Source organism: Pseudothauera nasutitermitis (assembly GCF_004801295.1).
In the GTDB taxonomy this organism is placed as follows: Bacteria; Pseudomonadota; Gammaproteobacteria; order Burkholderiales; family Rhodocyclaceae; genus Pseudothauera; species Pseudothauera nasutitermitis.
This window is the reverse complement of the sequence record NZ_SSOC01000003.1, coordinates 551,692-576,020: the sequence shown is the minus strand read 5'-3', so window position 1 is coordinate 576,020 and position 24,329 is coordinate 551,692. Positions and strand designations below refer to the sequence as shown.

The 24,329-nt window shown below is 69.8% G+C and carries 19 protein-coding genes and 1 tRNA gene; 9 read left to right on the top strand and 11 right to left on the bottom strand.

Going from position 1 to position 24,329, the window contains the following annotated elements; translation table 11 throughout:
- Positions 1–76: 76 nt before the first annotated feature.
- Positions 77–1,048, top strand: coding sequence for a LysR substrate-binding domain-containing protein (locus E6C76_RS09995; RefSeq protein ID WP_211090173.1), 972 nt, complete (start codon positions 77–79; stop codon positions 1,046–1,048).
- Here the strand turns inward: E6C76_RS09995 and E6C76_RS09990 are convergent.
- The 6 genes from E6C76_RS09990 to E6C76_RS09965 form a co-directional block, all read right to left on the bottom strand.
- Positions 1,018–1,500 (bottom strand): glutaredoxin family protein, encoded by a 483-nt coding sequence (locus E6C76_RS09990; RefSeq protein WP_136348065.1) that lies wholly within the window; start codon positions 1,498–1,500, stop codon positions 1,018–1,020. The genes E6C76_RS09995 and E6C76_RS09990 overlap by 31 nt on opposite strands.
- A complete protein-coding gene (locus E6C76_RS09985) occupies positions 1,497–3,554 on the bottom strand; it encodes a M3 family metallopeptidase (protein WP_230976219.1) in 2,058 nt (685 codons plus the stop codon). The genes E6C76_RS09990 and E6C76_RS09985 overlap by 4 nt, the downstream gene beginning before the upstream one ends.
- Positions 3,555–3,678: 124 nt before the next feature.
- On the bottom strand, positions 3,679–4,839 hold the full coding sequence (locus E6C76_RS09980; RefSeq protein WP_211090172.1) for a GGDEF domain-containing protein: 1,161 nt from the start codon (positions 4,837–4,839) through the stop codon (positions 3,679–3,681).
- A 72-nt stretch (positions 4,840–4,911) separates the two neighbouring features.
- Complete coding sequence (locus E6C76_RS09975) at positions 4,912–6,183, bottom strand: MFS transporter (protein WP_136348063.1); 1,272 nt, start codon at positions 6,181–6,183, stop codon at positions 4,912–4,914.
- A gap of 96 nt (positions 6,184–6,279) precedes the next feature.
- Complete coding sequence (locus E6C76_RS09970; RefSeq protein ID WP_136348062.1) at positions 6,280–7,215, bottom strand: phosphoribosylaminoimidazolesuccinocarboxamide synthase; 936 nt, start codon at positions 7,213–7,215, stop codon at positions 6,280–6,282.
- Positions 7,216–7,272: 57 nt separating this feature from the next.
- Positions 7,273–8,208 carry a nucleoside recognition family protein gene (locus E6C76_RS09965; protein ID WP_136348061.1) on the bottom strand — a complete coding sequence of 312 codons (936 nt, stop codon included), beginning with the start codon at positions 8,206–8,208 and terminating at the stop codon, positions 7,273–7,275.
- 180 nt (positions 8,209–8,388) lie between these two features.
- On the opposite strand from E6C76_RS09965, the gene E6C76_RS09960 reads away from it, so the two are divergent.
- Entirely contained in the window at positions 8,389–9,882 is a 1,494-nt protein-coding gene (locus tag E6C76_RS09960; RefSeq protein ID WP_168734305.1) for an extracellular catalytic domain type 2 short-chain-length polyhydroxyalkanoate depolymerase, read from the top strand.
- A 34-nt stretch (positions 9,883–9,916) separates the two neighbouring features.
- On the opposite strand, the gene aceB is transcribed toward E6C76_RS09960, so the two are convergent.
- Positions 9,917–11,515 (bottom strand): malate synthase A, encoded by a 1,599-nt coding sequence (gene aceB / locus E6C76_RS09955; RefSeq protein WP_136348059.1) that lies wholly within the window; start codon positions 11,513–11,515, stop codon positions 9,917–9,919.
- A gap of 216 nt (positions 11,516–11,731) precedes the next feature.
- On the opposite strand from aceB, the gene E6C76_RS09950 reads away from it, so the two are divergent.
- Together E6C76_RS09950 and E6C76_RS09945 are read left to right on the top strand one after the other, a co-directional pair.
- On the top strand, positions 11,732–12,640 hold the full coding sequence (locus E6C76_RS09950) for a LysR family transcriptional regulator (RefSeq protein WP_136348058.1): 909 nt from the start codon (positions 11,732–11,734) through the stop codon (positions 12,638–12,640).
- Positions 12,641–12,703: 63 nt separating this feature from the next.
- Positions 12,704–12,779, top strand: a tRNA-Thr gene (locus E6C76_RS09945).
- A gap of 63 nt (positions 12,780–12,842) precedes the next feature.
- Here the strand turns inward: E6C76_RS09945 and E6C76_RS09940 are convergent.
- The 4 genes from E6C76_RS09940 to E6C76_RS09925 all read right to left on the bottom strand — a co-directional run bounded on the left by E6C76_RS09940 (position 12,843) and on the right by E6C76_RS09925 (position 16,691).
- A complete protein-coding gene (locus E6C76_RS09940) occupies positions 12,843–14,138 on the bottom strand; it encodes a TRAP transporter large permease (RefSeq protein WP_136348057.1) in 1,296 nt (431 codons plus the stop codon).
- A complete protein-coding gene (locus E6C76_RS09935; protein WP_136348056.1) occupies positions 14,131–14,637 on the bottom strand; it encodes a TRAP transporter small permease in 507 nt (168 codons plus the stop codon). Before E6C76_RS09935 ends, E6C76_RS09940 begins: the two co-directional genes overlap by 8 nt.
- Before the next feature lie 137 nt (positions 14,638–14,774).
- Complete coding sequence (locus tag E6C76_RS09930) at positions 14,775–15,758, bottom strand: TRAP transporter substrate-binding protein (RefSeq protein ID WP_136348055.1); 984 nt, start codon at positions 15,756–15,758, stop codon at positions 14,775–14,777.
- Between the two features lie 261 nt (positions 15,759–16,019).
- Complete coding sequence (locus tag E6C76_RS09925) at positions 16,020–16,691, bottom strand: GntR family transcriptional regulator (protein WP_136348054.1); 672 nt, start codon at positions 16,689–16,691, stop codon at positions 16,020–16,022.
- 90 nt (positions 16,692–16,781) lie between these two features.
- Here E6C76_RS09925 and E6C76_RS09920 point away from each other — a divergent pair, with 90 nt between their 5' ends.
- From E6C76_RS09920 to E6C76_RS09900, 5 genes are all read left to right on the top strand, one after another.
- Complete coding sequence (locus E6C76_RS09920; protein ID WP_136348053.1) at positions 16,782–17,564, top strand: LamB/YcsF family protein; 783 nt, start codon at positions 16,782–16,784, stop codon at positions 17,562–17,564.
- A gap of 2 nt (positions 17,565–17,566) precedes the next feature.
- Positions 17,567–19,237 (top strand): 5-oxoprolinase subunit B/C family protein, encoded by a 1,671-nt coding sequence (locus E6C76_RS09915; RefSeq protein ID WP_136348052.1) that lies wholly within the window; start codon positions 17,567–17,569, stop codon positions 19,235–19,237.
- 13 nt (positions 19,238–19,250) lie between these two features.
- Positions 19,251–20,993, top strand: a complete 1,743-nt coding sequence (locus tag E6C76_RS09910; RefSeq protein WP_136348051.1) for an acetyl/propionyl/methylcrotonyl-CoA carboxylase subunit alpha — start codon at positions 19,251–19,253, stop codon at positions 20,991–20,993.
- Between the two features lie 431 nt (positions 20,994–21,424).
- Complete coding sequence (locus E6C76_RS09905; RefSeq protein WP_136348050.1) at positions 21,425–22,819, top strand: DUF2868 domain-containing protein; 1,395 nt, start codon at positions 21,425–21,427, stop codon at positions 22,817–22,819.
- A complete protein-coding gene (locus E6C76_RS09900; protein ID WP_136348049.1) occupies positions 22,812–24,248 on the top strand; it encodes a GTPase/DUF3482 domain-containing protein in 1,437 nt (478 codons plus the stop codon). The genes E6C76_RS09905 and E6C76_RS09900 overlap by 8 nt, the downstream gene beginning before the upstream one ends.
- Positions 24,249–24,329: the final 81 nt, after the last annotated feature.

The window sequence follows — 24,329 nt, the reverse complement described above, 5'->3', positions numbered from 1 at the left end:
TTGTCGCCGCGGGGCATAAGCAGATCATTCGGGTTTAGTATCGGGGCATGTCCATTTCCTCATGAGTCGTGCCGCTGTGTCCGATCGACTCCTTGCCCGCCTGATCTCGCGCCTGAAGATGCGCCACCTGCTCCTGCTGTGCCGCATCGAGCAATATGGTTCGCTGACCCGGGTGGCCGAGCGCATGGCCACCAGCCAGCCGGCGGTGACCCATGCGCTGGCCGAGCTGGAGGCCATGTTCGGCGCGCCGCTGTTCGTGCGCTCGGCGCGCGGCATGGCGCCGACCGCGCTGGGGGAGGTAGCGTTGCGGCGTGCACGCGCCATGCTGCAGGACCTCGGGCACTGGGTGGGCGATATGGAGGCCGCGGCGGCGGGGCACGCGGCGCATCTGCACGTCGGCGTCATTCCGTTCATCTCCGGGCGTCTGCTGGCCGCCGCGATCGGCGGCGCGCGCTCCGGCGGGCGGCCGGTGACGGTGACTCTCCACGAGGGTTCCAGCGACCATCTGCTGGCCCGCTTGCGCGGCCATGAGCTGGATTGCGTGATCGGCCGTCTTTCCGCCGTGCTGGATCTGGAGGGGCTGGCGCACGAGGTGCTCTACGAGCAGGAACCACGCCTGGTGGCGCACCGCCGGCTGGCCGCGCGGCTGGGCCGCAAGGCGCTGGCGTGGGCGGACCTGGCCGGGCTGGAGTGGGTGCTCGGCCAGCGCAATACGCCGATGCGCGAGCAGATCAACGATTTTTTCCTGCGCGCCGGGGCGGTTCCGCCGCTGCCGGTGGTGGAAAGCCTGTCCGCCAAGCTGATCGGCGAACTGCTTGGCGTCAACGAGCGCGCGGTGTCCATCGTGCCGGCGGATGTGGCGGAAGAGCTGGCGCGCAGCGCCGGGGTGGGGGTGGTGGCGCACCGCTTCGCCTGGACGCTGCCACCGGTGACCCTGTTCCGCCGCGCGCTGCCTTCCGGGGGCGAAGCGGATGAGCGGTTCGCCCAGGCCCTGCGCGCGGCCTGCGGTTTGCGCGTTCAGGGCGCCGGCGGCGCGCTGGCGGGGTAGCCGCCGTCGTCGAGCAGGCGGTTCCAGCCGCTTTCCTGATAGCCCTTGAGCGGATAGCGCCCCATGCGCATCGCCGGTACCTCGACCGGCTCTCCCAGCGCCGTGCGGTAGGCGGCGACGTCTTCCGGAGTGCGCAGATCCCTTTCGGTGTAGGGTACGCCGCGCCGGTCGAGCAGGGCGCGGGCCAGCGCGCACGGATTGCCGCAGTCTTCCGATACGTACAGGGTCACCGGAAAGTTCTCGGCGGCCACGCGCACCTCGTAGGGCAGGCTGGCGTCGACCTGGCCCGGGGTGAAGTCGCGCCGTTCGGTCTGGCGGATGCTGGGCGGCGGGGGCTGGTCGGAGTAATGCACCTGGCCCTGGTCGTCCACCCAGCGGTAGGCGGTGCCCTGCGCCTGCGCGCCCTGGGCGGCGGCGAGCAGCGCGGCGGCGAGCAGCAGCGCGGGCTTCATGCCTGCACCATGCCGCTGTGGCGCAGCAGCGCATCCACGCTGGGCTCCCGGCCGCGGAAGGCCTTGAAGGATTCCAGCGCCGGACGGCTGCCGCCGACCGCGAGGATTTCGCGCCAGAAGCGCTGCCCGGTTTCCGGGTCGAGCAGGCTGCCGCGTCCCGCGCCGGCTTCCTCGAAGGCGGCGAAGGCGTCGGCGGACAGCACCTCGGCCCATTTGTAGCTGTAGTAGCCGGCCGCGTAGCCGCCCGCGAAGATGTGCGAGAAACTGTTGGGGAAGCGGTGCCAGGCCGGCGGCACGATCACCGCGACTTCCCGGCGTACTTCGTCGAGCAGCTTCAGCACGGCGTCGAACGGCACCGGGCCGGCGGAGGCATCCACCTCGCCGTGCAGGCGCAGGTCGAACAGCGAGAATTCCAGCTGGCGCACGGTCTGCAGGCCGCTCTGGAAGTTCTTCGCGGCGATCATCTTGTCGTACAGCGCGCGCGGCAGCGGTTCGCCGGTGTCCACATGGGCGGTCATCGCGGAGAGTACGTCCCACTCCCAGCAGAAGTTCTCCATGAACTGGCTGGGCAGTTCCACCGCGTCCCATTCCACGCCGTGAATGCCGGATACCGCCAGTTCATCGACGCGGGTGAGCAGGTGGTGCAGGCCGTGCCCGGCTTCGTGGAACAGGGTGAGCACGTCGTCGTGGGTGAAGGTGGCCGGTTTGCCGCCCACCGGGCCGGGGAAGTTGCACACCAGATAGGCCACCGGGGTGCTCAGGCCGTCCGGCGCGCGGTGACGGCTGCGCGCCGAATCCATCCACGCGCCGCCGCGCTTGGTGCTGCGCGCGTGCAGGTCGAGGTAGAAGTGGCCGAGGGTTTCGCCGTCGCGCTCGATGCGGAAGAAGCGCACGTCCGGATGCCAGCGCGGCGCTTCGTCGGGCAGGATGTCCACGCCGTAGAGCGCGCGGATGACGCCGAACAGGCCGTCGAGCACCTTGGGCTCGGGGAAGTACTGTTTCACTTCCTGGTCGGAGTAGGCATAGCGCCGCTCGCGCAGTTTTTCCGAGGCCCAGGCCACGTCCCAGGGCTGCAGATCGTCCAGGCCCAGTTCGTCGCGCGCGAAGGCCCGCAGTTCGGCCAGATCGCGTTCCGCGAAGGGCTTGGCCTTGGCCGCCAGTTCGCGCAGGAAGTCGAGCACCTGGGCCGGGCTGTCGGCCATCTTGGGCACCAGCGAGACTTCGGCGAAGTTGCGGTAGCCCAGCATGCGCGCCTCTTCGTCGCGTAGCGCGAGGATGCGGCCGATCAGCGGGCCGTTGTCCCATTCCGCCGGGCCGGATTCGGCGGCGCGCGTGGCGTAGGCGCGGTACATGCGCGCGCGCAGTTCGCGGTCGTCGGCGTATTGCAGCACCGGCAGGTAGGAGGGCATTTGCAGGGTGAACTTCCAGCCCGCCTTGCCTTCTGCCTCGGCGGCGGCGCGCGCGGCTTCCAGCGCGTCGGCGGGGATGCCGGCCAGGGTGGCGGTGTCCTCGACGTACTCGGCGTGGGCGTTGGTGGCGTCCAGCAGGTTTTCGGAGAACTTCGCGGCGAGCTGCGATTGTTCTTCCTGGATGGCCTGGAAGCGCGGTTTGAGTTCTTCCGCCAGTTCGGCGCCGGAGAGGCGGAAGTCGCGCAATTCATGCTCGACGATGCGCCGGCGCACCGGCGGCAGGGCGGCGAAGGCGGGGCTTTCGGCGAGCGCCTTGTAGCGGGCGAACAGCGCCAGGTTCTGCCCGACCTCGGCATAGAAGCGCGAGATTTCCGGCAGCAGTTCGTTGTAGGCCTCGCGCCATTCGGGCACGTCATGGACGCTGTGCAGGTGGCCGACCACGCCCCAGGCGCGGCCCAGGCGTTCGCCGGCCTCGGTGAGCGGCACCACGAAGCCGTCCCAGTCGGGCGTGCCGGGCCGGGCGGTCAGTTCGGCGATCAGCGCGCGGTTGTCGTCGATGAGCCGGCGGATCGCCGGGGCGACGTGCTTCGGGCGGATGGCGTCGAAGTCGGGGAGGGCGGCGAGATTCAGCAGCGGATTGCTCATGGCGCTTTCCATCGGGATGATTCACAGCCATCTATTGTGCCGAAAAAGTGGCGGGGGTGAGCGCGGCGGCCGGCTATCCGCCCGATGGGCCCGCTCAATCGGCGGGGCGCCGGCGCGCAGGGCCTTACCGCGCGGCCTCGGCCAGCGCCGTGCAGATGCGGTCGCGTCCGCTGCGCTTGGCCTGGTACAGCAGGCGATCGGCGCGGTCGAGTGCGTGCAGCAGGTCTTCGTGCGAGGCCAGCGGGGTGAGGCCGAAGCTGGCGGTCACCGTGCCCTCGATGGCGCTGGGCCGCGTATGGGCCAGCTGCAGCTGGATGCGCCGGGCAATGGCCTGCGCCTGTGCCAGGTCGGCGCGGCTGAGCAGCAGCATGAATTCCTCGCCGCCGAAGCGCGCTACCAGATCGTCGTGCCGCACCTGTGCCAGCAGCACCCGCGCCACGCTCTGCAGGACCTGGTCGCCCGCCGCATGGCCCCAGGTGTCATTGACCCGCTTGAAGTGGTCGATGTCGCACACCAGCAGGGCCCAGGGGGCCTTGCGCGGGTCGCGCAGCGTGCTCTCGGCGGATTCGAAGAACGCGCGGCGGTTGAGCAGGTGGGTGAGCGGGTCGCGGTCGCGCTCTTGGCGCAGGGTGTGCAGCACGTCGCGCGTGGTGCATGCGAGCAGCACCAGCATGAACCACATGCTCAGCAGCAGGGCGCCGGCGAGCGTCAGCAGCCAGTAGCCGGAGCGCGACAGCATGGCGATTTCCCCGCTGGGCATCATGATGGCGATGACCACCGGGCGCAGCACCGCATAGACGGCGGACAGCAGGTAGGACATGCGCAGCAGGCGTTCCAGCCGGTCGTGCCGTTCCGCCCGGCGGAGCAGGCAGCGCGCCGGCAGCAGATACATCAGCGCCAGTCCGGTGTTGAGGGCGTAGATGCGGATCCACAGTTCATCGCTGAGCACCGAGTAGCGGTACAGCACGGCCAGCGTCACCACGCCGATCAGCAGCGCGACGCGGGGGTGGGCGCTGCCGCCGTGGCGCTGTGCCAGGCCGTGGGCGAGCGCCCAGGCACCACCCAGGTAGAGGATGCCGGTGGTCACCGACCAGCGTGCCAGCTCGTCGTTGCTCATCAGGCTCTGCGCCCCGAGGGCCAGCGAGGGCAGGATGAAGCCGGCAGCGAGCCAGGGCAGGTAATGCTGCTGGCGCAGCACCCACCAGCAGGCGAGCAGCGCCAGGCCGAGCAGGATCATGCCGGCCGGGACGATCAGGGCGAAGTATTGGTCGGAAGGCAGATTCACGAAAGCGGCGGAACTGCGCAAGCAGCGCGTAGTGTATGCGCGATCCAGACCTGCGGCCCTACGGAAGACGCTTCAGCCTGCCGGGCGTGTGCTGCGCCAGATGTTGCGGCAGCCGGTTTCGCGCACCAGGAAGCTGCCCAGCGCGCCGGAGAGCGCGACCACGGTGAGCAGGCCGATGCCGAAGCGGAAGTCGGCCACCGCATACACCCGCACGCCGTCGGCCAGCGTGCCGTCCCAGCTCAGGTCCATGACCAGCCCGACCGCCGGCTGCAGTAGCGCGCCGGCGAGGAAGCCGCCCATGTTGACCACGCTGGTGCTCATGCCGGACAACTGCGGCGGATTGACCTCCTTGGCGCACGCCCAGGTCAGCGAGAAGGCCGAGGTGGCCGCGCCCATCAGCGCGAACAGCGCGTAGGACAGCGTGACGGGCATGCGTACCGCCGACAGCCACACCAGCCACAACGCGGCATAGACCAGGCTGGCGGCGATGAGCACCGGCCGGCGGCGCTCCAGCCGGTCGGACAGTGTGCCCACGGTGACGCAGCCGAGCGCGAAGCCGGCGAAGTAGAGCGACAGATGGCTTGCCGCCTCCACCCGGCCGAGTTGATGCACCTGCATCAGATAGGGCGTGGCCCACAACCCGGCGAAGGCGAAGAAGCTGCCGGCGATGCCGGCGTTCACCCACACCGCCGGCCAGGTGGCCGGGTTCTTCAGCACGCCGGCGAGGCCGCCGAGCACCACGCCGCGATCAAAACGCGGACGCGCGTCGCCGTCGCCGCGCCCGTCCGCGATGAACAGCCAGCTGCCCACCGCGAGCACGACCGAGAACAGTGCGGCGCCGACGAACACCCCGCGCCACGAAGTGATCTCGGTGAGCGCGGCGAGCGGCGTGCCGGCGAGCATCGAGCCGAGGTTGCCGAGCAGCATCGCCAGGCCCACCAGGGTGGCGAAGCGGCCTTCGTCGAACCACACGGCGATGAGCTTGAGCATGGCGATGAACACCACCGACACGCCCAGGCCGGTCAGCGTGCGGCCGGCCAGCGCGACATGGAGGTCGGGCGCCAGGGCGAACAGCAGGCTGCCGGCGGCCGCCACCAGCGCGCCGGCCACCAGGATGCGGCGCGGTCCCAGGGTATCGACCAGGATGCCGGTGGGCACCTGCATCACCGTGTAGACGTAGAAGTAGGTGGCCGCCAGCACGCCGAGCGAGGCGGCACTGGTGTGGAAGGCCAGCGCCAGGTCCTGCGCGATGCCGGCGGGCGCGAAGCGGTGGAAGAAGGAAAGGATGTAGGCCGCGATGACCACGGCCATAGCCATCCCGCGCCCACGGGCGGTGATCTGCATGGCGAATGTCTCCTGTCGGGCGTGCGTGCCGCCCTTATCGTTGTTTATGCATGCTGCGCGCCGCCCCTTCGCCAGGCGGGGCGGCGCGTGTGGCCGTCAGTCCAGCGTCTTGCCGGTGAGGCGCTCGTAGGCCTCGCGGTACTTGGCGGCGGTGCGCTCGATGACCTCGGCCGGCAGGCGCGGGCCGGGGGCCTGCTTGTTCCAGTCCAGGGTTTCCAGGTAGTCGCGCACGTACTGCTTGTCGAAGGACGGTGGGCTGATGCCCTCGCGGTAGCCGTCGGCCGGCCAGAAGCGCGAGGAGTCGGGGGTCAGCGCCTCGTCGATGAGGTGCAGGGTGCCGGCTGCGTCGATGCCGAACTCGAACTTGGTGTCGGCGATGATGATGCCGCGCCCCAGCGCGTATCCGGCCGCTTCGCTGTACAGCGCCAATGCGGCGTCGCGGGCCTCGGCCGCCAGTTCCGCGCCGTTCTTGCCGGTGCCGGCGAGCGCGTCGGCCAGCACCGCGTCGCAGTTGGCCTGGGCCACTTCGAAGGAGACGTTCTCGTCGTGGTCGCCCACCTCGGCCTTGGTCGCCGGGGTGAAGATGGGCGCCGGCAGCCGGGCCGCCTGTTGCAGGCCGGCGGGCAGCGCGATGCCGCAGATGGCGCCGGTGGCCTGATAGTCCTTCCAGCCCGAGCCGATCACGTAGCCACGCACCACGGCTTCGATGGGCAGCGGCTTGAGGCGCTTGACCACCAGTGCGCGGCCGCGCACCTGGTCGCGCTCGGCGGGGGCCACCACGCTCTCGGGGTCGATGCCGGTGAGCTGGTTGGGCACCACGTGGCCCAGGCGGTCGAACCAGAAATTGGCCAGCGCGGTGAGCACGCGGCCCTTGTCGGTGATCGGGTCCGGCAGGATCACGTCGAAGGCCGACAGGCGGTCGCTGGTGACGATCAGCAGGCGCTCGTCGTCGATGGCGTAGATGTCGCGCACCTTGCCGCGGCCGAGCAGCGGCAGGCTCTGGATGGTGGATTCGAACAGGGGAGTGCTCACGGTGGCGGGGCCTTGAGTAAAACGCGGATTATAGGTGTTGAACGGGCGCAGCAGGCATCACAGCAGCGCGTGCGCCGCGGTGCGCAGCGCGATGCCCACCAGCGCGCCGGCCAGGGCCGGGGTCAGCACGCGCGCCACCCGCCGGCCGGCGGAGATCAGGATGGCCACGCCGGCCACGTCCAGCGGATGGGTCAGGAAGCCGGCGCTGGCGTTGAGCAGTGCGGGCGTGGCGCTGCCTGCGCGCAGCATGTCGTCCATCACCCCGAGCATCGCGGTGCCGCCGGCAATGTACTTGGTGAGCGTGGGCAGGATCAGTGCGGGGTCGATGGACAGCAGCGTCAGCCCCGGCGCGAGCACGGCGGTGAGCAGGTCGATGGCGCCAGTGGCGCGCAGCGCCATCACTACCACCAGCGCCAGCACCAGCATGGGAATGGCGCTCACGGAAATCTTGAAGGCTTCCGCGCCGGCCTGGTTGATGACCTCCAGCACGCCCCGGGCGCCGTCCGCGCTGCGGTGGTGCAGGGTTTCGTCCACGGGGCCCTCGGCGGCCGACAGGCCGCGCCCGAACAGATGCCAGGTGGCCGCCGCGGCGGCCAGCCCGCCGATCAGCGAGAACAGCAGTGTGAAGCCGAAATTCAGCCCCAGCGCGGCCATCGGAAAGGTCACGTTGGCCTGCGCCATGGTCAGCACCATCGCCAGCGTGGCGGCCAGATGGCGGTCGGAGGCGCCGCGCCCTTCCATCATGGCGAGCGTGGCCACCGGCGCGGCGAAGCTGACGAAGTTGATCTGCAGTGCGGCGAATACCCCCAGCCCGGTCAATCCGGCCGGGCGCAACAGCGGCGCGGTGTGGCGCACCACCCAGTCGAGCACGCCGCGCGCTTCGAGCAGGCGCATCAGCGAGAGCATCACCACCATGACCGGCAGCAGGATGAACAGTGCCAGTTCCACCGCCGAGCGGCCGGCGCGCAGGATGATTTCGGTGAACAGTTCCATCGGTGGGCAAGGATCAGGGAATGCGCCGCATGCTAGCGTGCCGCCGCCCGTCGCGCGAGGATGTGTCGCGGCGCTTGCCGGGCGTGCGGAGCGGGATTATGGTCGCAGTATTCTGGATGAATGCCATGGGGATTCATGATGAACGCTTTGATTCGTTTCGTGAGGCGCTGCGGGTGGGGCGTGGCCCTGGTTCTCGGGGCCGTGCCGGCGCTGGCGCAGGAACTGCCCGCGCTGCGCATCGACCCCACGCAGATCACCACCTCCGGCATTTCTTCGGGCGCCTACATGGCGGTGCAGTTCGGCGTGGCGCATTCCGCCACGGTGAGCGGGGTGGCGGCCACGGCGGGTGGTCCGTATTTCTGCGCGGGACGCGATGCGCGCGGCGGGATGGCGGTGGGGCGGGTCATCGCGCGCTGCATGCAGGGCGATCCGGCCATGCCCGCCGTGCCGATCGGCCGCGCAGAGCAGGCCGAGATGGCTGCCGCCACGCGCGCCTGGGCGGCGCAGGGGCGCATCGATCCGCTCGCCGCGCTGGCCGAGCAGCGGGTCTGGCTGTTCCATGGCTACAACGACGGCATCGTCAAGCGTCCGGTGGTCGAGGCGCTGCGCGACTGGTACGGGCAGTTCGTGCCGGCCGGGCAGGTGTTCTTCCGCAACGACCTGCGCGCGGCGCATGCGCAGATTTCGGCATCGTGCGCCGCATCCGGACAGGAGGGCGCGCAGTGCAACCCCTGCGCCCAGGCCGGCGGCAATTTCATCAACACCTGCGCCGATCCAGCGACCGGCGCCGAGCGCTACGACGCAGCGGGCGCCGCGCTGCAGTGGTTCTACGGGCCGCTCGAAGGCCGCGTGGAAACCAGCGGATTGAGCGGAAGCGTGGTGGCCTTCGATCAGCGTCCCTACGTGCGCCGCGATTATCTGCCGCTGCCCGCGTTGCGCGCCGCGCTCGCCGAGACGGGCTACGCCTACGTGCCGGCGGCCTGTGCGGCGGGGGAAGCGTGCAGGCTGCATGTGGCCTTTCACGGCTGCCAGCAGCAGGCCGAACGCATCGGGCTGGATTTCGTCCGGGGCGCGGGTTTCAACGAGTGGGCGGACGCCAACCGCATCGTGGTGCTCTATCCGCAGGCCACGGCAACCCGCGCGGTGCCGATCACGCCGCTCAACCCGCAAGGCTGCTGGGACTGGTGGGGCTACAACGATTTCCTGTTCGACGCCCCCGGGCGCTACGCCACCCGCGAAGGCCTGCAGGTTTCCGCCGTGTGGCGCATGGTGGAGCGCCTGCGTGCCGGGGGCGATGCGCCGCTCGCGGCCGAACCGGCGGCTGAGCTCATGCTGCGTCTGGCCGACGTGACCGCCGAGGCGGCGGCGCTGACCTGGGCGCCGGTGCCGGGCGCGGCGTCGTACCGCATCGAGCGGGAAGAGGTGGAAGGTGCGGCGGCGGCCCATGTGTTCCATGTGTCCGCGCCGCCGGTGGCCGACCACGGCCTGGCGCCGGAGCGGGCGTATCGCTACGTGCTGCATGCGCTCGATGCCGGCGGTGCGCCCATCGGCGCCGCGGCGGCATTACAGGTGCGCACCGCCCGGGCGGCGCCGGCCTGCGATCCGTACTACTCGCTGGCCGACGACCGTCCGGTCGATGCGCGGGGCCGCCCCGCCGGTGCTCCATGCCCGTGAGCACGGGCGAGGAGTGCCGGGGCGGGGGTGGTCGTCAGTCCATCGCCTCGTACAGCGGCAGGGTGAGGAACTCGGGGAAGTTGTCGGACAGCGACATCTCTTCGAAGATCTTCGCTGCCTGATCGTAGGTGGCGGTGGCTTCACCCTGCGCGCTCACCACGGCCTTGACCTTGGCGAGCTCCTCGGGGATCAGCGCGCGCACCATCTCGGCGGTGACCTTGCGGCCGTCGTCGAGCTTGCCCTTGGGGCTGACCACCCACTGCCAGATCTGCGAGCGGGAGATTTCCGCGGTGGCGGCGTCTTCCATTAGGTTGTGGATGGGCACGCAGCCGTTGCCGGCGAACCATGACCCGAGGTAGTGGATGCCCACGTTGATGTTGTTGCGCACGCCGGCCTCGGTGATCGGCTGCTCGGGCTGGAAGTTCAGCCAGTCCTTGGGGCCGTAGCTGCCTTCCACCCGCTTGCCCCACTGGTTGGGCTTGTCGCCCAGCACCTTGACGAACTCCTCCATGGCGATGGGCACCAGCCCAGGGTGGGCCACCCAGCCGCCGTCGTAGCCGTCGTTGGCGTCGCGCGTCTTGTCGTGGCGGATGCCGGCCAGGGCCTTTTCGTTGGCCACCGGGTCGTTCTTGATGGGGATCAGCGCGCTCATGCCGCCCATCGCGGGGGCGCCGCGCTTGTGGCAGGCCTGCACCAGGGCCAGCGCATAGGAACGCATGAAGGGCACTTCCATGGTGATCGCGCCACGGTTGGCCAGGCAAAAATCCTTGTTCTTCTTGAACTTCTTGATGCAGGAGAAGATGTAGTCCCAGCGCCCGGCGTTCAGCCCGGCGGAGTGCTCGCGCAGCTCGAAGAGGATTTCTTCCATCTCGAAGGTGGCGAGGATGGTCTCCACCAGCACGGTGGCCTTGATGGTGCCTTGCGGGATGCCCAGCGCGTCCTGCGCCATCACGAAGAGGTCGTTCCACAGGCGGGCTTCCAGATGGCTTTCCATCTTCGGCAGGTAGAAGAACGGGCCGGCGCCGCGGGCGATCTGCTCCCTGGCGTTGTGGAAGAAGAACAGCGCGAAGTCGAAGATGCCGCCGGACACGCGCGCGCCGTCCACCAGCACGTGCTTCTCGTCCAGGTGCCAGCCGCGCGGGCGCACCTGCAGGGTGGCGATCTTGTCGTTGAGCTTGTATTCCTTGCCGTTCTCGGCGGTGAAGTCGATCCGGCGGCGGATGGCGTCGAAGAGATTCACCTGGCCCTGGATCTGGTTGTACCAGTTGGGACTGTTGGAATCCTCGAAGTCGGTCATGTAGGAATCCGCGCCGGAGTTGAACGCGTTGATGATCATCTTGCGTTCCACCGGCCCGGTGATTTCCACGCGGCGGCATTCCAGCGCCTTGGGCAGCGGCGCGACCTTCCAGTCGCCTTCGCGGATGGCCTTGGTCTCGGGCAGGAAACCGGGCAGTTCGCCGGCGTCGATGCGTGCCTGGCGGGCCACGCGGGCCTTCAGCAGTTCCTGGCGGCGCGGTTCGAAGGCGCGGTGCAGCTTGGCCACGAGTTCCAGCGCCTCACGGCTGAGAATCTGTTCGAAACGCGGGTGCAGCGGGGCGTTGATCTGCATGCCCTGGGGCAGGTCGAGACTCATGACAACTCCTGTATACGAGCGATTTCCGAAAAGGCGGTTCGTGAAGCGGGCGCCGGGGCCGGCCTGCCGCCGCGTGCGGGATGTTCCCGTCTGGATGCGTGCGGGCCTTCGGCCGGAGTCTCCTCCACCCGGCATGGGTTTGTATCGAGTCTATTGCGCTACAAAACAAAATAGAAGATAAGGTGAAATCAATTGATCTTTTACTTTTATTAAAAAATGGACCATCTCAAGCAGATCGAGAGCTTCGTCAGCGTCGCCACGCGCGGCTCCCTGTCCGCTGCTGCACGGGAGGCCGGGCTGACCCCGGCGGTGATCGGCCGCCGGCTCGATGCGCTGGAGGCGCGCCTGGGGGTGAAGCTGCTGCTGCGCACCACCCGGCGCATCACGCTGACCTTCGAGGGCAGCGCCTTCCTGGAGGACTGCCAGCGCATCCTCAACGAACTGGCCAATGCCGAGGCCTCGGTCAGCCTAGGCGGCGTCAAGCCCAGCGGGCACCTGCGCCTCACCGCGCCGGCGGGTTTCGGGCGCCGGCACGTGGCACCACTGGTGATGGGGTTTCTGCGCGACAACCCGGAGGTGAGTTGCACGCTGGAGTTGTCCGACCGCATGGTGGATCTGCTCAACGAAGGCTTCGACTGTGCGATCCGCATCGGTGATCTGCCGGACTCCAGCCTGGTCTCGGTGCGCCTGGCGGAAAACCGCCGCGTGGTGGTCGCCAGCCGCGACTATCTGGCGCGCCACGGCACGCCGCAGACCCCCGACGACCTGCTCGCGCACAACTGCCTGAGCCTGGCCCAGCAGCGCGGCTGGCAGTTCATCGGCGAGGACGGCACTGCGCGTCTGCTGCGCGTGGCCGGCAATCTGGAATGCAACGACGGCGCGGTGCTGCGCGACTGGACCTTGGCCGGCCTGGGGCTGGCCTGGCGCTCCTTGTGGGAAGTCGGCGAGGACCTGCGCGCCGGCCGTCTGGTGCCGGTGCTGGAGCGCTGGGCCGCCGCGCCGCTGGGCATTTACGCGGTGTTTCCACAGCGCCGCCACCTGGCCCTGCGCGTGCGCCTGCTGGTCGACCATTTCCGCGATACCTACGGCCAACCGGGCTACTGGACGGCAGCCGGGGGCGATTGAAGATTCCGGCGCGATCCGTTATAGTCGCAGCCCTTCGCCGAGGGCCCGCGCCCGTGGCGGCAGGCCGGCATAGCTCAGTTGGTAGAGCAGCGCATTCGTAATGCGAAGGTCGGGGGTTCGACTCCTCTTGCCGGCACCAGTCGAAGTGAAAAGGGCAACCCGGTCGGGTTGCCCTTTTTGCTGGCGGCGGCGCGCTGTGTGCCTACATGTTCGACGGCAGCCAGGTCGCCACTTCCGGGAAGAGCCACAGGATCACCAGCGCGGCCACCATCAGGAAGAAGTAGGGGGCGCACACGCGGGCGATGTAGGTGATCTGCTTGCCGGTCATGCTCTGCAGCACGAACAGGTTGAAGCCCACCGGCGGGGTGATCTGCGCGGTTTCCACGGTGATCACCAGGAAGATGCCGAACCAGATCGGATCGATGCCGGCGGCCTTGATGATGGGCAGCACCACGCCCATGGTCAGCACGATCACCGAGATGCCGTCGAGGAAGCAGCCGATCAGGATGTAGAACACGCCCAGCGCCAGGATCAGCATGGCCGGCGACAGGTTCAGGCTGCCGACGAATTCCGCCAGCTGGCGCGGCAGGCCGATGTAGCCCATCGACAGGGTCATGAACGCGGCGCCGCACAGGATCAGCGAGATCATGCAGTACAGCCGCGTGGCGCCCAGCAGCGATTCCTTGAAGGTCGCCCAGGTCAGCGCGCCCTGCGCGGCGGACAGGATGAAGGCGCCCACCACGCCGATCGCGGCGGCCTCGGTGGCCGTGGCGATGCCGGTGTAGATGCTCGCCACCACGCTGGCGATCAGCAGCACCACCGGAATCAGGTGGCGCGATTCGTACAGCTTCCACTTCAGGCTGTGTTCGGCGTCGGCCTTGGGCACCTGGTCCGGATTGAGCAGCGCCCACACCATCAGCCAGCCGGAGAACAGCGCAGCCAGCATCAGGCCCGGCAGCACCCCGGCCATGAACAGCTTGGCGATGGAGGTTTCCGCCGCCACGCCGTAGACGATCAGGATGATCGACGGCGGAATCAGCAGGCCCAGGGTGGCCGGACCGCCCAGCGAGCCGATGATCTGCGCCTCCGGATAGCCGCGCTTGCGCAGTTCCGGGATGTTCATCTTGCCCACCGTGGCGCAGGTGGCCGCGGACGAACCGGATACCGAGGCGAAGATGGTGCAGCCGATCACGTTGGTGTGCAGCAGGCGGCCGGGCAGCGCGTTCACCCAGGGCGACAGGCCGCGGAACATGTTCTCGGACAGATTGGTGCGGTAGAGGATCTCGCCCATCCACACGAACAGCGGCAGCGCGGTGAGCGTCCAGCCGCTCGCCGAGCCCCAGATGGTCATCGCCATGGCGTCGCCGGCCGGGCGGGCGGAGAACAGCTCCATGCCGAACAGCGCGACCCCGCACAGCGTCAGGCCCACCCACACGCTGCCGGCCAGCAGTGCGAACAGCACGGCGACCAGCGTGATGCTGACGATCACTTCATTCATGATGGCCGATCTCCCGGTGGGCGGGTTCGTGCCTGGTCAACAGGGTGACGAGCAGCCTGTCCACGAAGGCGATACAGAACACCGCCGTGCCGATGGCCATGGGAATCTGCGGAATCCACAGCGGCGTGGCGTCGATGCCCACGGAGATGTCCTCGTACAGCCAGGACTGCCAGACCAGCCGGGCGGAATAGAAGGCCAGGAAGGCCGACAGCAGGGTAGCGATCAGCAGGGCAGCGACGTCCAGTGCCTTGTGGGCCTTGCCCTTGAGCATGCCCAGCACCAGCGTGACGCGGATGTGCTCGTTTCTTTGCAGTGTGGCGGCCAGGGCGAAGAAGCCGGCGCCGGCCATCGCATAGCCGGCATAGGCATCCACCCCGGGGGCGGAAAAACCCATCTGGCGGCTGACGATGCTCAGCAGCACCATGGCCAGCACGCCGATCATGGACAGGCCCGCCAGCCAGGCGCAGCTGGCGTACAGGCCGTCGAGAAAATTACGCATGGTCTGCGCTCCCTCGGGGAAGGATCAGGACGGAAAAATGGAAAACGGGGAATCCGGGTGTATCGGCGGAACCGCCCCGCCCGCATGCCAGGCCCTCGCGGGCAGGCATGCGGCGGGCGCGATCCGCCCGGCGCGGCTTACTTGCCGTCCGCGTAGGCCTTCAGCACGGCGCGGCCTTCGTCGCCGGCCTTGTCGGTCCATTCCTTGACCACGGTCTCGCCGATCCTGGCCAGATCGGCCTTGAGCTGCTCGGACGGCGCCTCGACCTTGATACCGCCTTCCTTGAGCTTGGCGATCGACTGCGCGTCCACTTCCTGCGAACGCTGCCAGCCGCGCGCCTCGGCCTCGGCGGCGGCCTTCAGCACGGCCTCCTGGGTGACCTTGTCCAGCGCGTTGAACGCACGCTTGTTGGCCACCACGGCATTCTTGGGAATCCAGGCCTGCACGTTGTAGTAGTACTGCAGCTGTTCGAACAGCTTGTTGTCGGCGCCGGTGGCACTGGAGGTGATCAGCCCTTCGACGACGCCGGTGGCCAGCGCCTGGGACAATTCGGCTTCCTGCACGGTGACGGGCTGGGCGCCCAGCAGTTCGCCGATGCGCGCGGTGGTCGGGCTGTAGACCCGCCACTTCATGCCCTTCAGGTCGGCCGCCGAGGCGATCGGCTTCTTGGTATAGATGCCCTGCGGCGGCCAGGCCACCGCGTACAGCAGCACCATGCCCTGCTGGTCCAGCTTCTTCTGCAAAAAGGGCTTCTGCGCCTGGTACAGCTTGTAGGCCTCGTCGTAGCTGGACACCAGGAAGGGCAGGCCGTCCAGGCCGAACAGCGGCCATTCGTTCTGGAAGCTCACCATGAAGAACTCGCCGGCCTGGGCCTGGCCGCCCTGCACGGCGCGCTTGATCTCCGGCGCCTTGAACAGCGAGGCCCCGGTGTGCGCGGTGATCTTCAGCGCCCCGTTGGTGGCCGCATCCACGTCCTTGGCGAACTCGGCGAGGTTCTGCGAGTGGAAGTTGAAGGCCGGGTAGGCGGAGGTCAGATCCCAGCGGGTCTGGGCAAAGGCGCTGGACGCCACACTGGCGCCAACGGCCAGCACGGTGGCGGCAAGGAAGGTACGACGTTTCATGTTGACTCCTTGAAGCAGTGAAGGAACAAGCGCTCAGCGAGAACCCCATGCAAGCACAGGCTCGTTCATGGGTTAGCAATACACGTGCCCGCGGGAGTCATTATTTGAGAACATTGGCCGTCTTGTAAACCAACAATGTTTGCCGTGATGTAGTTCAAAAAATGGCGTATCGTCGTTACTGTACCGATTGATTGTTCAACAATGCGCGCTCCATTGTGGGGTGCTGTGCCTCTTCATGGTGCATCCGAAGGTGTTCCGGACTCATTCCACGCGGCGGGCGTATACCGCCAGCACCATGCGTTCGGACTGGACCAGATAATTCTCCAGCTCGACGGCCGCCTCGGCGATCCGGCCGTCCTCGAAGAGCTGCAACAGGTGGGCGTTTTGATCGACGTAGGGCGCATGCAGGTATTCCGGATCGTTCAGCAGGCCGAAGGCCAGGCGCAGTTCGGCGGCGATGTCGGAGAACATCGCCGAGAGGCGCTCGCTGTCGGCCAGCGCGACGATAGCGCCGTGAAAGGCCATGTTGGCCGAGCCGACCTGCAGCCAGTCGCCCGCCGCGCGGGCCTGGCGGGCCTGCTCCACGGCCTGCCGCATGCGCTTGTGCGCCGGGTGGCGCGGCCAGGACTGTGCCAGTGCCTGGCATTCGATCAGCCGGCGGATGCGGTAGATGTCGATGATGTCGGCGATGCTGGGGATCACCACCGACACGCCGCGGTTGGGCGCATGGTGCACCAGGCCCTCCTTGCTGAGGATGCGGAAGGCCTCGCGCAGGGTGTTGCGCGACACGTCCAGCTGCTCGGCCAGCTGCGCCTCGGAAAGCCGTTGCCCGGCGCACAGTTCGCCGTGGATGAGTTTCTGCCGGATGGCCTCGGCGACGCTGTCGGGCAGGCTGGACGCGACACCGGGGTGGGGGAAGTGGCGGGGCGGCATGTGGGCTCCGGGAAGAAGTTCAATCTGCTCTTTCTGGCATGCGGATTGCTCAACAATCCGCGTAGTCGTTTTCAATGATAGGGAAGCGGTATGGATCTGAACAGTGACCTGGGCGAGAGCTTCGGCCCCTGGCCGATGGGCGACGATGCGGCCCTGCTGGAGATCGTCACCAGCGCCAACGTGGCCTGCGGCTTCCACGCCGGCGACCCGGTGGGCATCTTGCAGACGCTGCGCGGCGCCGCCGCCAACGGCGTGGCCGTGGGCGCGCACGTGGGCTACCGCGACCTGGTCGGCTTCGGCCGGCGCAACATGGACCCGACCAGCCGCGAACTGATCGCCGACGTGATCTACCAGATCGGCGCGTTGCAGGGCCTGGCCGCCGCCGCCGGCACGCACGTGGGGTACGTGAAGCCGCACGGCGCGCTGTACAACACCATCGTGCACGATGCGCGGCAGGCCGCCGACGTGATCAGCGCCATCCTGGAGCTCGACCCCGGCCTGGTACTGATGGGGCTGGCCGGCTCGTCCATCCTGCAATGGGCGCAGGAGCGCGGCCTGCGCACCGCCGCCGAGGCCTTCGCCGACCGTGCCTACACCGACGCGGGCACGCTGGTGTCGCGCCGCGAGCCAGGCGCCGTGCTGCACGACCCCGCGCAGGTCGCCGAGCGCATGCTGCGCCTGGTGGAAACCGGCGAGATCGAAACCGTCTCCGGCAAGCGCGTGCGCCTGTCTGCCGACTCCATCTGCGTGCATGGCGACAGCCCGGACGCCGTGGCCATGGCTCGTCACGTGCGCGAACGCCTGCAGGCCGCGGGTGTGGAACTGCGGCCTTTTGTGAATGCCTCGGCAGCCGCGCCGATGCAGCGGACGTGAGCATGCGCTTTCTGCCCGCCAGCGACCGCGCGCTGCTGATCGAACTCGACGGCCTGCGCGAGACCCTGGCGCTGTTCGACACCCTGCGGGACGACCCCGTGCCCGGCGTGCTGGAAGCCGTGCCGGCGGCGCGCACCATCCTGCTCGAATTCCAGCCGCACGCCGTTTCCGCGCGCCAACTGGCCGCCGCCCTGTGGCAGCGCCGCGCGCGGGTGGCCGATCTGCTGCGCGGCGGCGGGCTGGACGCCGCCGGGCGCCTGATCGAACTGCCGGTACGCTACGACGGGCAGGATCTGGAGGCGCTCGCAGAGCATCTGGGCATCTCCGCCGCGCAGCTCATCGAACTGCACACCGGCCACGAGTACCACGCCGCCTTCGCCGGCTTCGCGCCCGGCTTCGTCTACCTGGCGGGCAACCCCTTCGGCGCGCCGGTCCCCCGCCTGAACACGCCGCGCACCCGCGTGCCGGCCAGCTCGGTGGCCGTGGCCGGCGATTTCGGCGCCGTCTATCCGCAGGACAGCCCCGGCGGCTGGCAACTGCTCGGCACCACCCCGTGCAGCATGTGGGACATGCGCCGCGCGCCGCCCGCCCTGCTGCAGCCCGGCCTGCGCGTACGCTTCGTGGACATGGCGCGCGCGGCGCGCAGCATCCACATCCCCGGCGAGGTGCAGGATGCCCCGGCGACCGGCGCCACCGGCGAGGTCCCGACGGCAGCGGACGATGGCACAAGGCTGAAAGTGCAGTCCGCCGGCGTGCAGACGCTGGTGCAGGATCTCGGCCGCCGCGGGCAGACCGGCATGGGCGTGTCCGCCTCCGGCGCGCTGGACCGCTGCGCGCTGCGCGCCGCCAACCGCCTGGTGGGCAACCCGGGCGACGCCGCCGTGCTGGAGAACGCCCTCGGCCACCTGCGCCTGCACTGCGAGCAGGGCGCCGCCGTGGTCGCCGTGACCGGCGCCGACATCCCCGTGCAGGTGCTGACCGCCAGCGGCCGGCGCATCGTCGCCGGCACGCACCGGCCGCTGGCACTGGATGCCGGCGACACGCTGGACATCGGCGCGCCATCCGCCGGCGTGCGCTGCTACGTCGCCGTGCGCGGCGGGCTGGACGTGGCGCCGGTGCTCGGCAGCCGGGCCACCGACACGCTGGCCGCCGTCGGCCCGCCGCCGCTGCGCCTGGGTGACGTCCTGAATGTGGGCACGCTGTTCGGTCCGGGCGAACTGCATGCGGTGCAGCCCGGCGAGGACATGGCAACCCGGCGCGCCTTGCCCCGCGCGGGCGAAGCGCTCGTCCTGGACGTGGTGCTCGGGCCGCGCACGGACTGGTTCCCCCCGGAAACCCTGGCCGTGCTGCAAGAACAGGAGTGGACCGTCACCCCGCAGTCCAACCGCGTCGGCATCCGCCTGGCCGGCGAGCGGCCGCTGCTGCGCACGGAAACCTTGCACGCTGCCGAACTGCCCAGCGAAGGCACCGTGCGGGGCGCCCTGCAGGTACCCGCCAGCGGGCAGCCGGTGCTGTTCCTCGCCGACCATCCGCTCACCGGCGGCTACCCGGTGATCGGCGCGGTGGCCGGCCACCATCTCGACCTGTGCGCGCAGATCCCGGTGGGCGCGCGCCTGCGTTTCAATGTGCTGGAGCCGTTCGCGGAAATCGTTCCGCCAGCGGCCGTTTCGTGAGACGGAAACAACGATGAAGAAAGTCCTGATCGCCAACCGCGGCGAAATCGCCATCCGCATCGCCCGCGCCTGCGCCGACTACGGCGTGCGCTCCGTGGCGGTGTATGCCGACGCCGATGCCGACGCGCTGCACGTGCGCCGCGCGGACGAAGCCTGGGCGCTGCACGGCCAGCGCGCGGCGGAAACCTACCTGGACATCGCCAAGCTGCTCGACGTGGCGCGGCGCAGCGGCGCGGATGCGGTGCATCCGGGCTACGGCTTCCTCTCCGAACGCGCCGAGTTCGCCCGCGCGGTGCTCGACGCCGGGCTGACCTGGATCGGCCCGCGCCCCGAGACCATCGCGGCGCTGGGCGACAAGGTGGCCGCGCGGCGCATCGCCCAGCAGGTCGGCGCGCCGCTGGTGGCCGGCACCGACGGGCCGGTGGGCAGCGCAGCCGAGGCGCGGGCCTTCGCCGAACGGCACGGCCTGCCCATCGCCATCAAGGCGGCCCACGGCGGCGGCGGACGCGGCCTGAAAGTGGCCTGGCGCCTGGACGAGGTGGCAGAACTGTACGAATCCGCCGTGCGCGAGGCCACCGCCGCCTTCGGGCGCGGCGAATGCTTCATCGAGCAATTCCTCGACGCGCCGCGCCACGTGGAAGCGCAGGTCATCGCCGACACCCACGGCCAGGTGGTGGTGCTCGGCACGCGCGACTGCTCGCTGCAGCGGCGCAACCAGAAACTGGTGGAAGAAGCACCCGCGCCCTTCCTCAGCGACGCGCAGCGCCAGCGCATCCACGACGCCGCGCGCGCCATCTGCGCCGCCGCCGGCTACGTCAGCGCGGGCACGGTGGAATTCCTGCTCAGCCGCGGCGGGCAGATCTCCTTCCTGGAGGTCAACACGCGCCTGCAGGTGGAGCACCCGGTCACCGAGGAAACCACCGGCGTCGATCTGGTGGTGGAGCAGTTGCGCGTGGCCGACGGCCTGCCGCTGGGCATCGCGGAAACCCCGGCGCCCAGCAGGCACAGCATCGAATTCCGCATCAACGCCGAAGATCCGGGGCGCGGCTACCTGCCCACGCCGGGCCTGGTGCGCGAATTCGCCGCGCCTTCCGGGCCGGGGGTACGCCTGGATACCGGGGTGGAGAGCGGCTCCACCATTCCCGGCCTGTTCGATTCGATGATGGCCAAGCTCGTCGTCACCGGCCACACGCGCGAGCAGGCGCTGGCGCGCGCGCGCCGCGCCTTGGCGGAATTCCGCATCGAAGGCGTGGCCAGCGTGCTGCCTTTCCACCGCGCCGTGCTGGAGGAACGCGACTTCACCGGCGAGGACGGCTTCCGCGTGCACACGCGCTGGATCGAAAGCGAGTTCGCCCGGCGCGTCGCCCTGGCCCCGCGCCCCGATTCCGCCGAGGATGTGCCGCTGCTGCGCACCTTCATCGAAGTCGACGGCCGGCGCGTGGCGCTCGGCCTGCCTGCCAGTTTCGCGCAGGGGCTGGGGGCTGCGGCCGTGGCACCGCCTGCCGGGGCCAGTGCGCCCGCGACCGCCAATGAAGCGCCGCAGGCAGGTGCGGTGCATGCGCCGATCACCGGTTCCCTGCTGGCCTGGAAGGCGGAAGACGGCGCCACCGTGAAGGCCGGAGAGGTGATCGCCGTGATGGAGGCGATGAAGATGGAAACCCAGCTCAGCGCACCGGCCGACGGCGTGCTGCGCCAGCAGGTCGCCGCCGGCACGCTCGTGCAGGCCGGGCAGGCGGTGGGGCGGGTGGTGTCATGAGCGGCCACCGGGCAATTGCCCTCTCTTTGCAGGTTGCTTGCTGTGGGAGCGGGCTTGCCGGGCATGAACAGGCATTTGCGGGCGGGTAGGGGCCGCAGCCGGTTCCGGAGTTCATGAGCATGGCCGTCGGCGATTTCGCGACCGCCGCGCCGGGAGCCGCTCTGCCGGGGCAGTCCGGGCCGCCTGTCTGAGGGCGCGCAGCGCCCGAGTTCCGGCCCGGCCGGCAGTGCGGCCTCCGGCGCGGGAACCCGAAGGGCGGGAGCGTATGAGCCGACGGCCATGCTCATGAACTCCTCCCCTGCCTACGGATCGTACGAATGCCTCCCCCGTATTCATCCGACGGCCCGGTAAGCCCCGGCGCCTGTGGGATAGCCCCCCTGCATCGGTGGTAATCTGCGCGCTTTCCCATCCCGCGCCGTGAGCCCGCTGTTTTGCCCGCGAATCCGACCCCTTTCGAAGAAGTCTGGCTGGCCGAAACACTGGCCTTGAGCGGGCTGGCGCGCGCGCAGGGTGGGCGGGATGCCGAAGCCGCCATCGCCCACGCGCAGGCCGTGCCGGGCGATGCGCGGCAGCGCTTGCGGGCCTGGATGCTGCGGCGCGCGCAGGACACCGGGTTGGCGGACGCCCTGGCGCGCATGCAGGCGCTGCGGCGCGTGTTGCTGCCGGGCGTGGTGCTGTTGTGCGCGATCACCGGGTTCGGCGGCGCGCTGGCGGTGCTGGGCGACGGCTCGCGGGCGGTCAACGTGGTGTGGGCACTGGGCGGGCTGCTGGGGGTGCATGGGTTCAGCCTGCTGCTGTGGGTGGCGGGGTTCTGGCTGCCCGCGCCGCCTTCCGGCGGCCTGCGCGGACGCGGCTGGCAGTGGCTGATGGCGTGCGTGGCCGGTCATGATGCGGCCGAACTGGCGGGCGCGCAGCTTGCCCTGCATGCCCGCCACGGCCTGACGCGCTGGGCGCTCGGCGCGCTCGTGCATCTGGCCTGGGCTGCCTTGCTGCTCGGCGTGCTGGCCGGCCTGCTGATGAGTTTTTCGGTGCGGCGCTATGGCTTCGTCTGGGAGACCACGGTGCTGCCCGGTGCGGTCATGGAGCGCCTGGTGGACGTGCTGGGCGCGCTGCCGGCGCTGCTCGGCTTCGCTGTGCCGGATGCGTCGGTGATCGGGCGCAGCGGTCTGGGCATGGTCGCCGATGAAGCCGGGCGGCAGGCCTGGGCCGGCTGGATGCTGGGTTGCGTGCTGGTGTATGGCGTACTGCCGCGCGTGCTGCTGTGGCTGTTCTGTGTATTGCGTCTGCGCCTGGGTCGGCAAAGGCTGCGGCTCGATCCCCTGCGTGCGGAGTTCGCCGGCATCGTGGCGCGCATCGCGCCGCCGAGCGAACGCCTGGGTGTGCGCGATGCGGCGCCGGCCGAGCTCGATTTCCCCAGGCGGGCGGCAGCGCACGCGCACGGACGGGGCGCGCCGCTGCTGCTCGGCGTGGAACTTGCCGAGCAGCGTCTGCCGCGGCTGCCGGCGGCCTCGCCCGCGCGGGCTTGGGGCGTGATCGACGGCCGCGAGGCGCGCAGGCAGGCATTGGCCGAGCTGGAGGCGCTGGCGCCGGTGCGTCTGCTGGTGGTGTGCAGCGCGGCGCTGTCGCCGGACCGGGGAAGCCTCGGGCTGGTGGCCGAACTGTCCCGCCTGGCGGGCGAGGTGCGTGTGCTGCTCGATGCCGCCGGGGAACACGCGGAGCGCGCGGCACATTGGCGGACGGGCCTGTGCGAGGCCGGCTTCGAAGCCGGGCAGATTTTCGCCGGGGCGGACGCGGCGCTCGGCTGGCTGGAGCACGGCGATGTCTGATTCGGCAAGCCAGGCGCCGGTGCGCATCGCCCTGGTCGGGCATACCAATACCGGCAAGACTTCCCTGATGCGTACGCTGACCCGCGACGGCGGTTTCGGCGAGGTGTCCAGCCGGCCGAGCACCACCCGTCATGTGGAAGGCGCCCGCCTGCTCGCCGACGGGGTGCCGATGGTGGAACTGTACGACACGCCGGGCATGGAGGACGCCAGCGCATTGTTCGATGAACTTGAAACGCTGGAAACCGATGCGCGTGGTGCGCGCCTGGACGGCCCGGCGCGCATCGAACGCTTTCTCGGCCTGGAGCAGGCGCACCGGCGTTTCGAGCAGGAAGCCAAAGTGCTGCGCCAGATGCTGGCCAGCGATGCCGCGCTGTACGTCGTCGATGCGCGCGACCCGGTGCTGGCCAAGCACCGCGACGAACTGGCGATTCTCGCCATGTGTGCGCGTCCGCTGCTGCCGGTGCTCAACTTCGTCGGTTCGCCGGTGGCCGACGAGGCGGCCTGGCGCGCCGCGCTGGCCCGCCTGGGCCTGCATGCCGTGGTGCGCTTCGACACCGTGGCCCCCGAGCGCGACGGGGAAGCCTTGCTGTACGCCAAACTGGCGACGCTGCTCGACGCGCGTCGCGCCCATTTCGACCGCCTGGCGGCCAGCCGCGCGCGCGAGGCCGGCGCGCGCAGGGCCGCCGCCCTGCTGCGGGTGGCTGAACTGCTGGTGGACGTGGCGGCCGCCCGGGTGAGCGTGGAGCGCGCTTCCGCGGTGGCGGTGGACACGGCGGTGGGCGCGCTCAACCAGGCCGTGCGGGCGCGCGAGCAAGGCTGCGTGGATGCGCTGCTGGCACTCTACCGTTTTTCCGGAACGGCGCTGGAGGAAGCCGGCCTGCCGCTCGCCGAAGGGCGCTGGGAAGAGGATCTGTTCCACCCCGAGACGCTGCGCCTGGCGGGCGTGCGCGTGGGTGGCGGCGTGGCGGCCGGTGCGGCGGCGGGCTTCGGCGTCGACCTGCTGGTCGGTGGGCTGACGCTGGGCACGGCCACCGCAGTGGGGGCGCTGGCCGGCGGCGGCGTGCAGGCCCTGCGCCAGTTCGGCGGGCGGATCGCCGACCGCCTCGGCGGCCGTCGGACCCTGACGGTGGCCGACGCGGTGGTCGCGCTGCTCGCAGTGCGCGGGCTGTGCCTGGTCGCCGCGCTGGAGCGGCGCGGCCATGCGGCGATGACGCCGATCCGCCGTTTCGGCGATGCCCTGGATGGGGAAGCCGGTGAGGGGATTCGCATGGAACTTGAGGATGCCCGCGCGCATCCGGAATGGTCCGCGCTCGACGGGCGCGTCGAAGCGAATGGGGAGCGCCGGGTGCTCGTCGAGCGCGTGGCGGGCAGGCTGGAGGAGGCCCTCGCGGGCATCGACGGGTCGCTGGAGCCATCGTCCGGCGGTTGATCGTGCGTACTCGGGTCGGAGGATTTTCGGGAACGCTATTTGACGTTTACGTCAACGTCACATAATGTCCGTGCAGCGGCC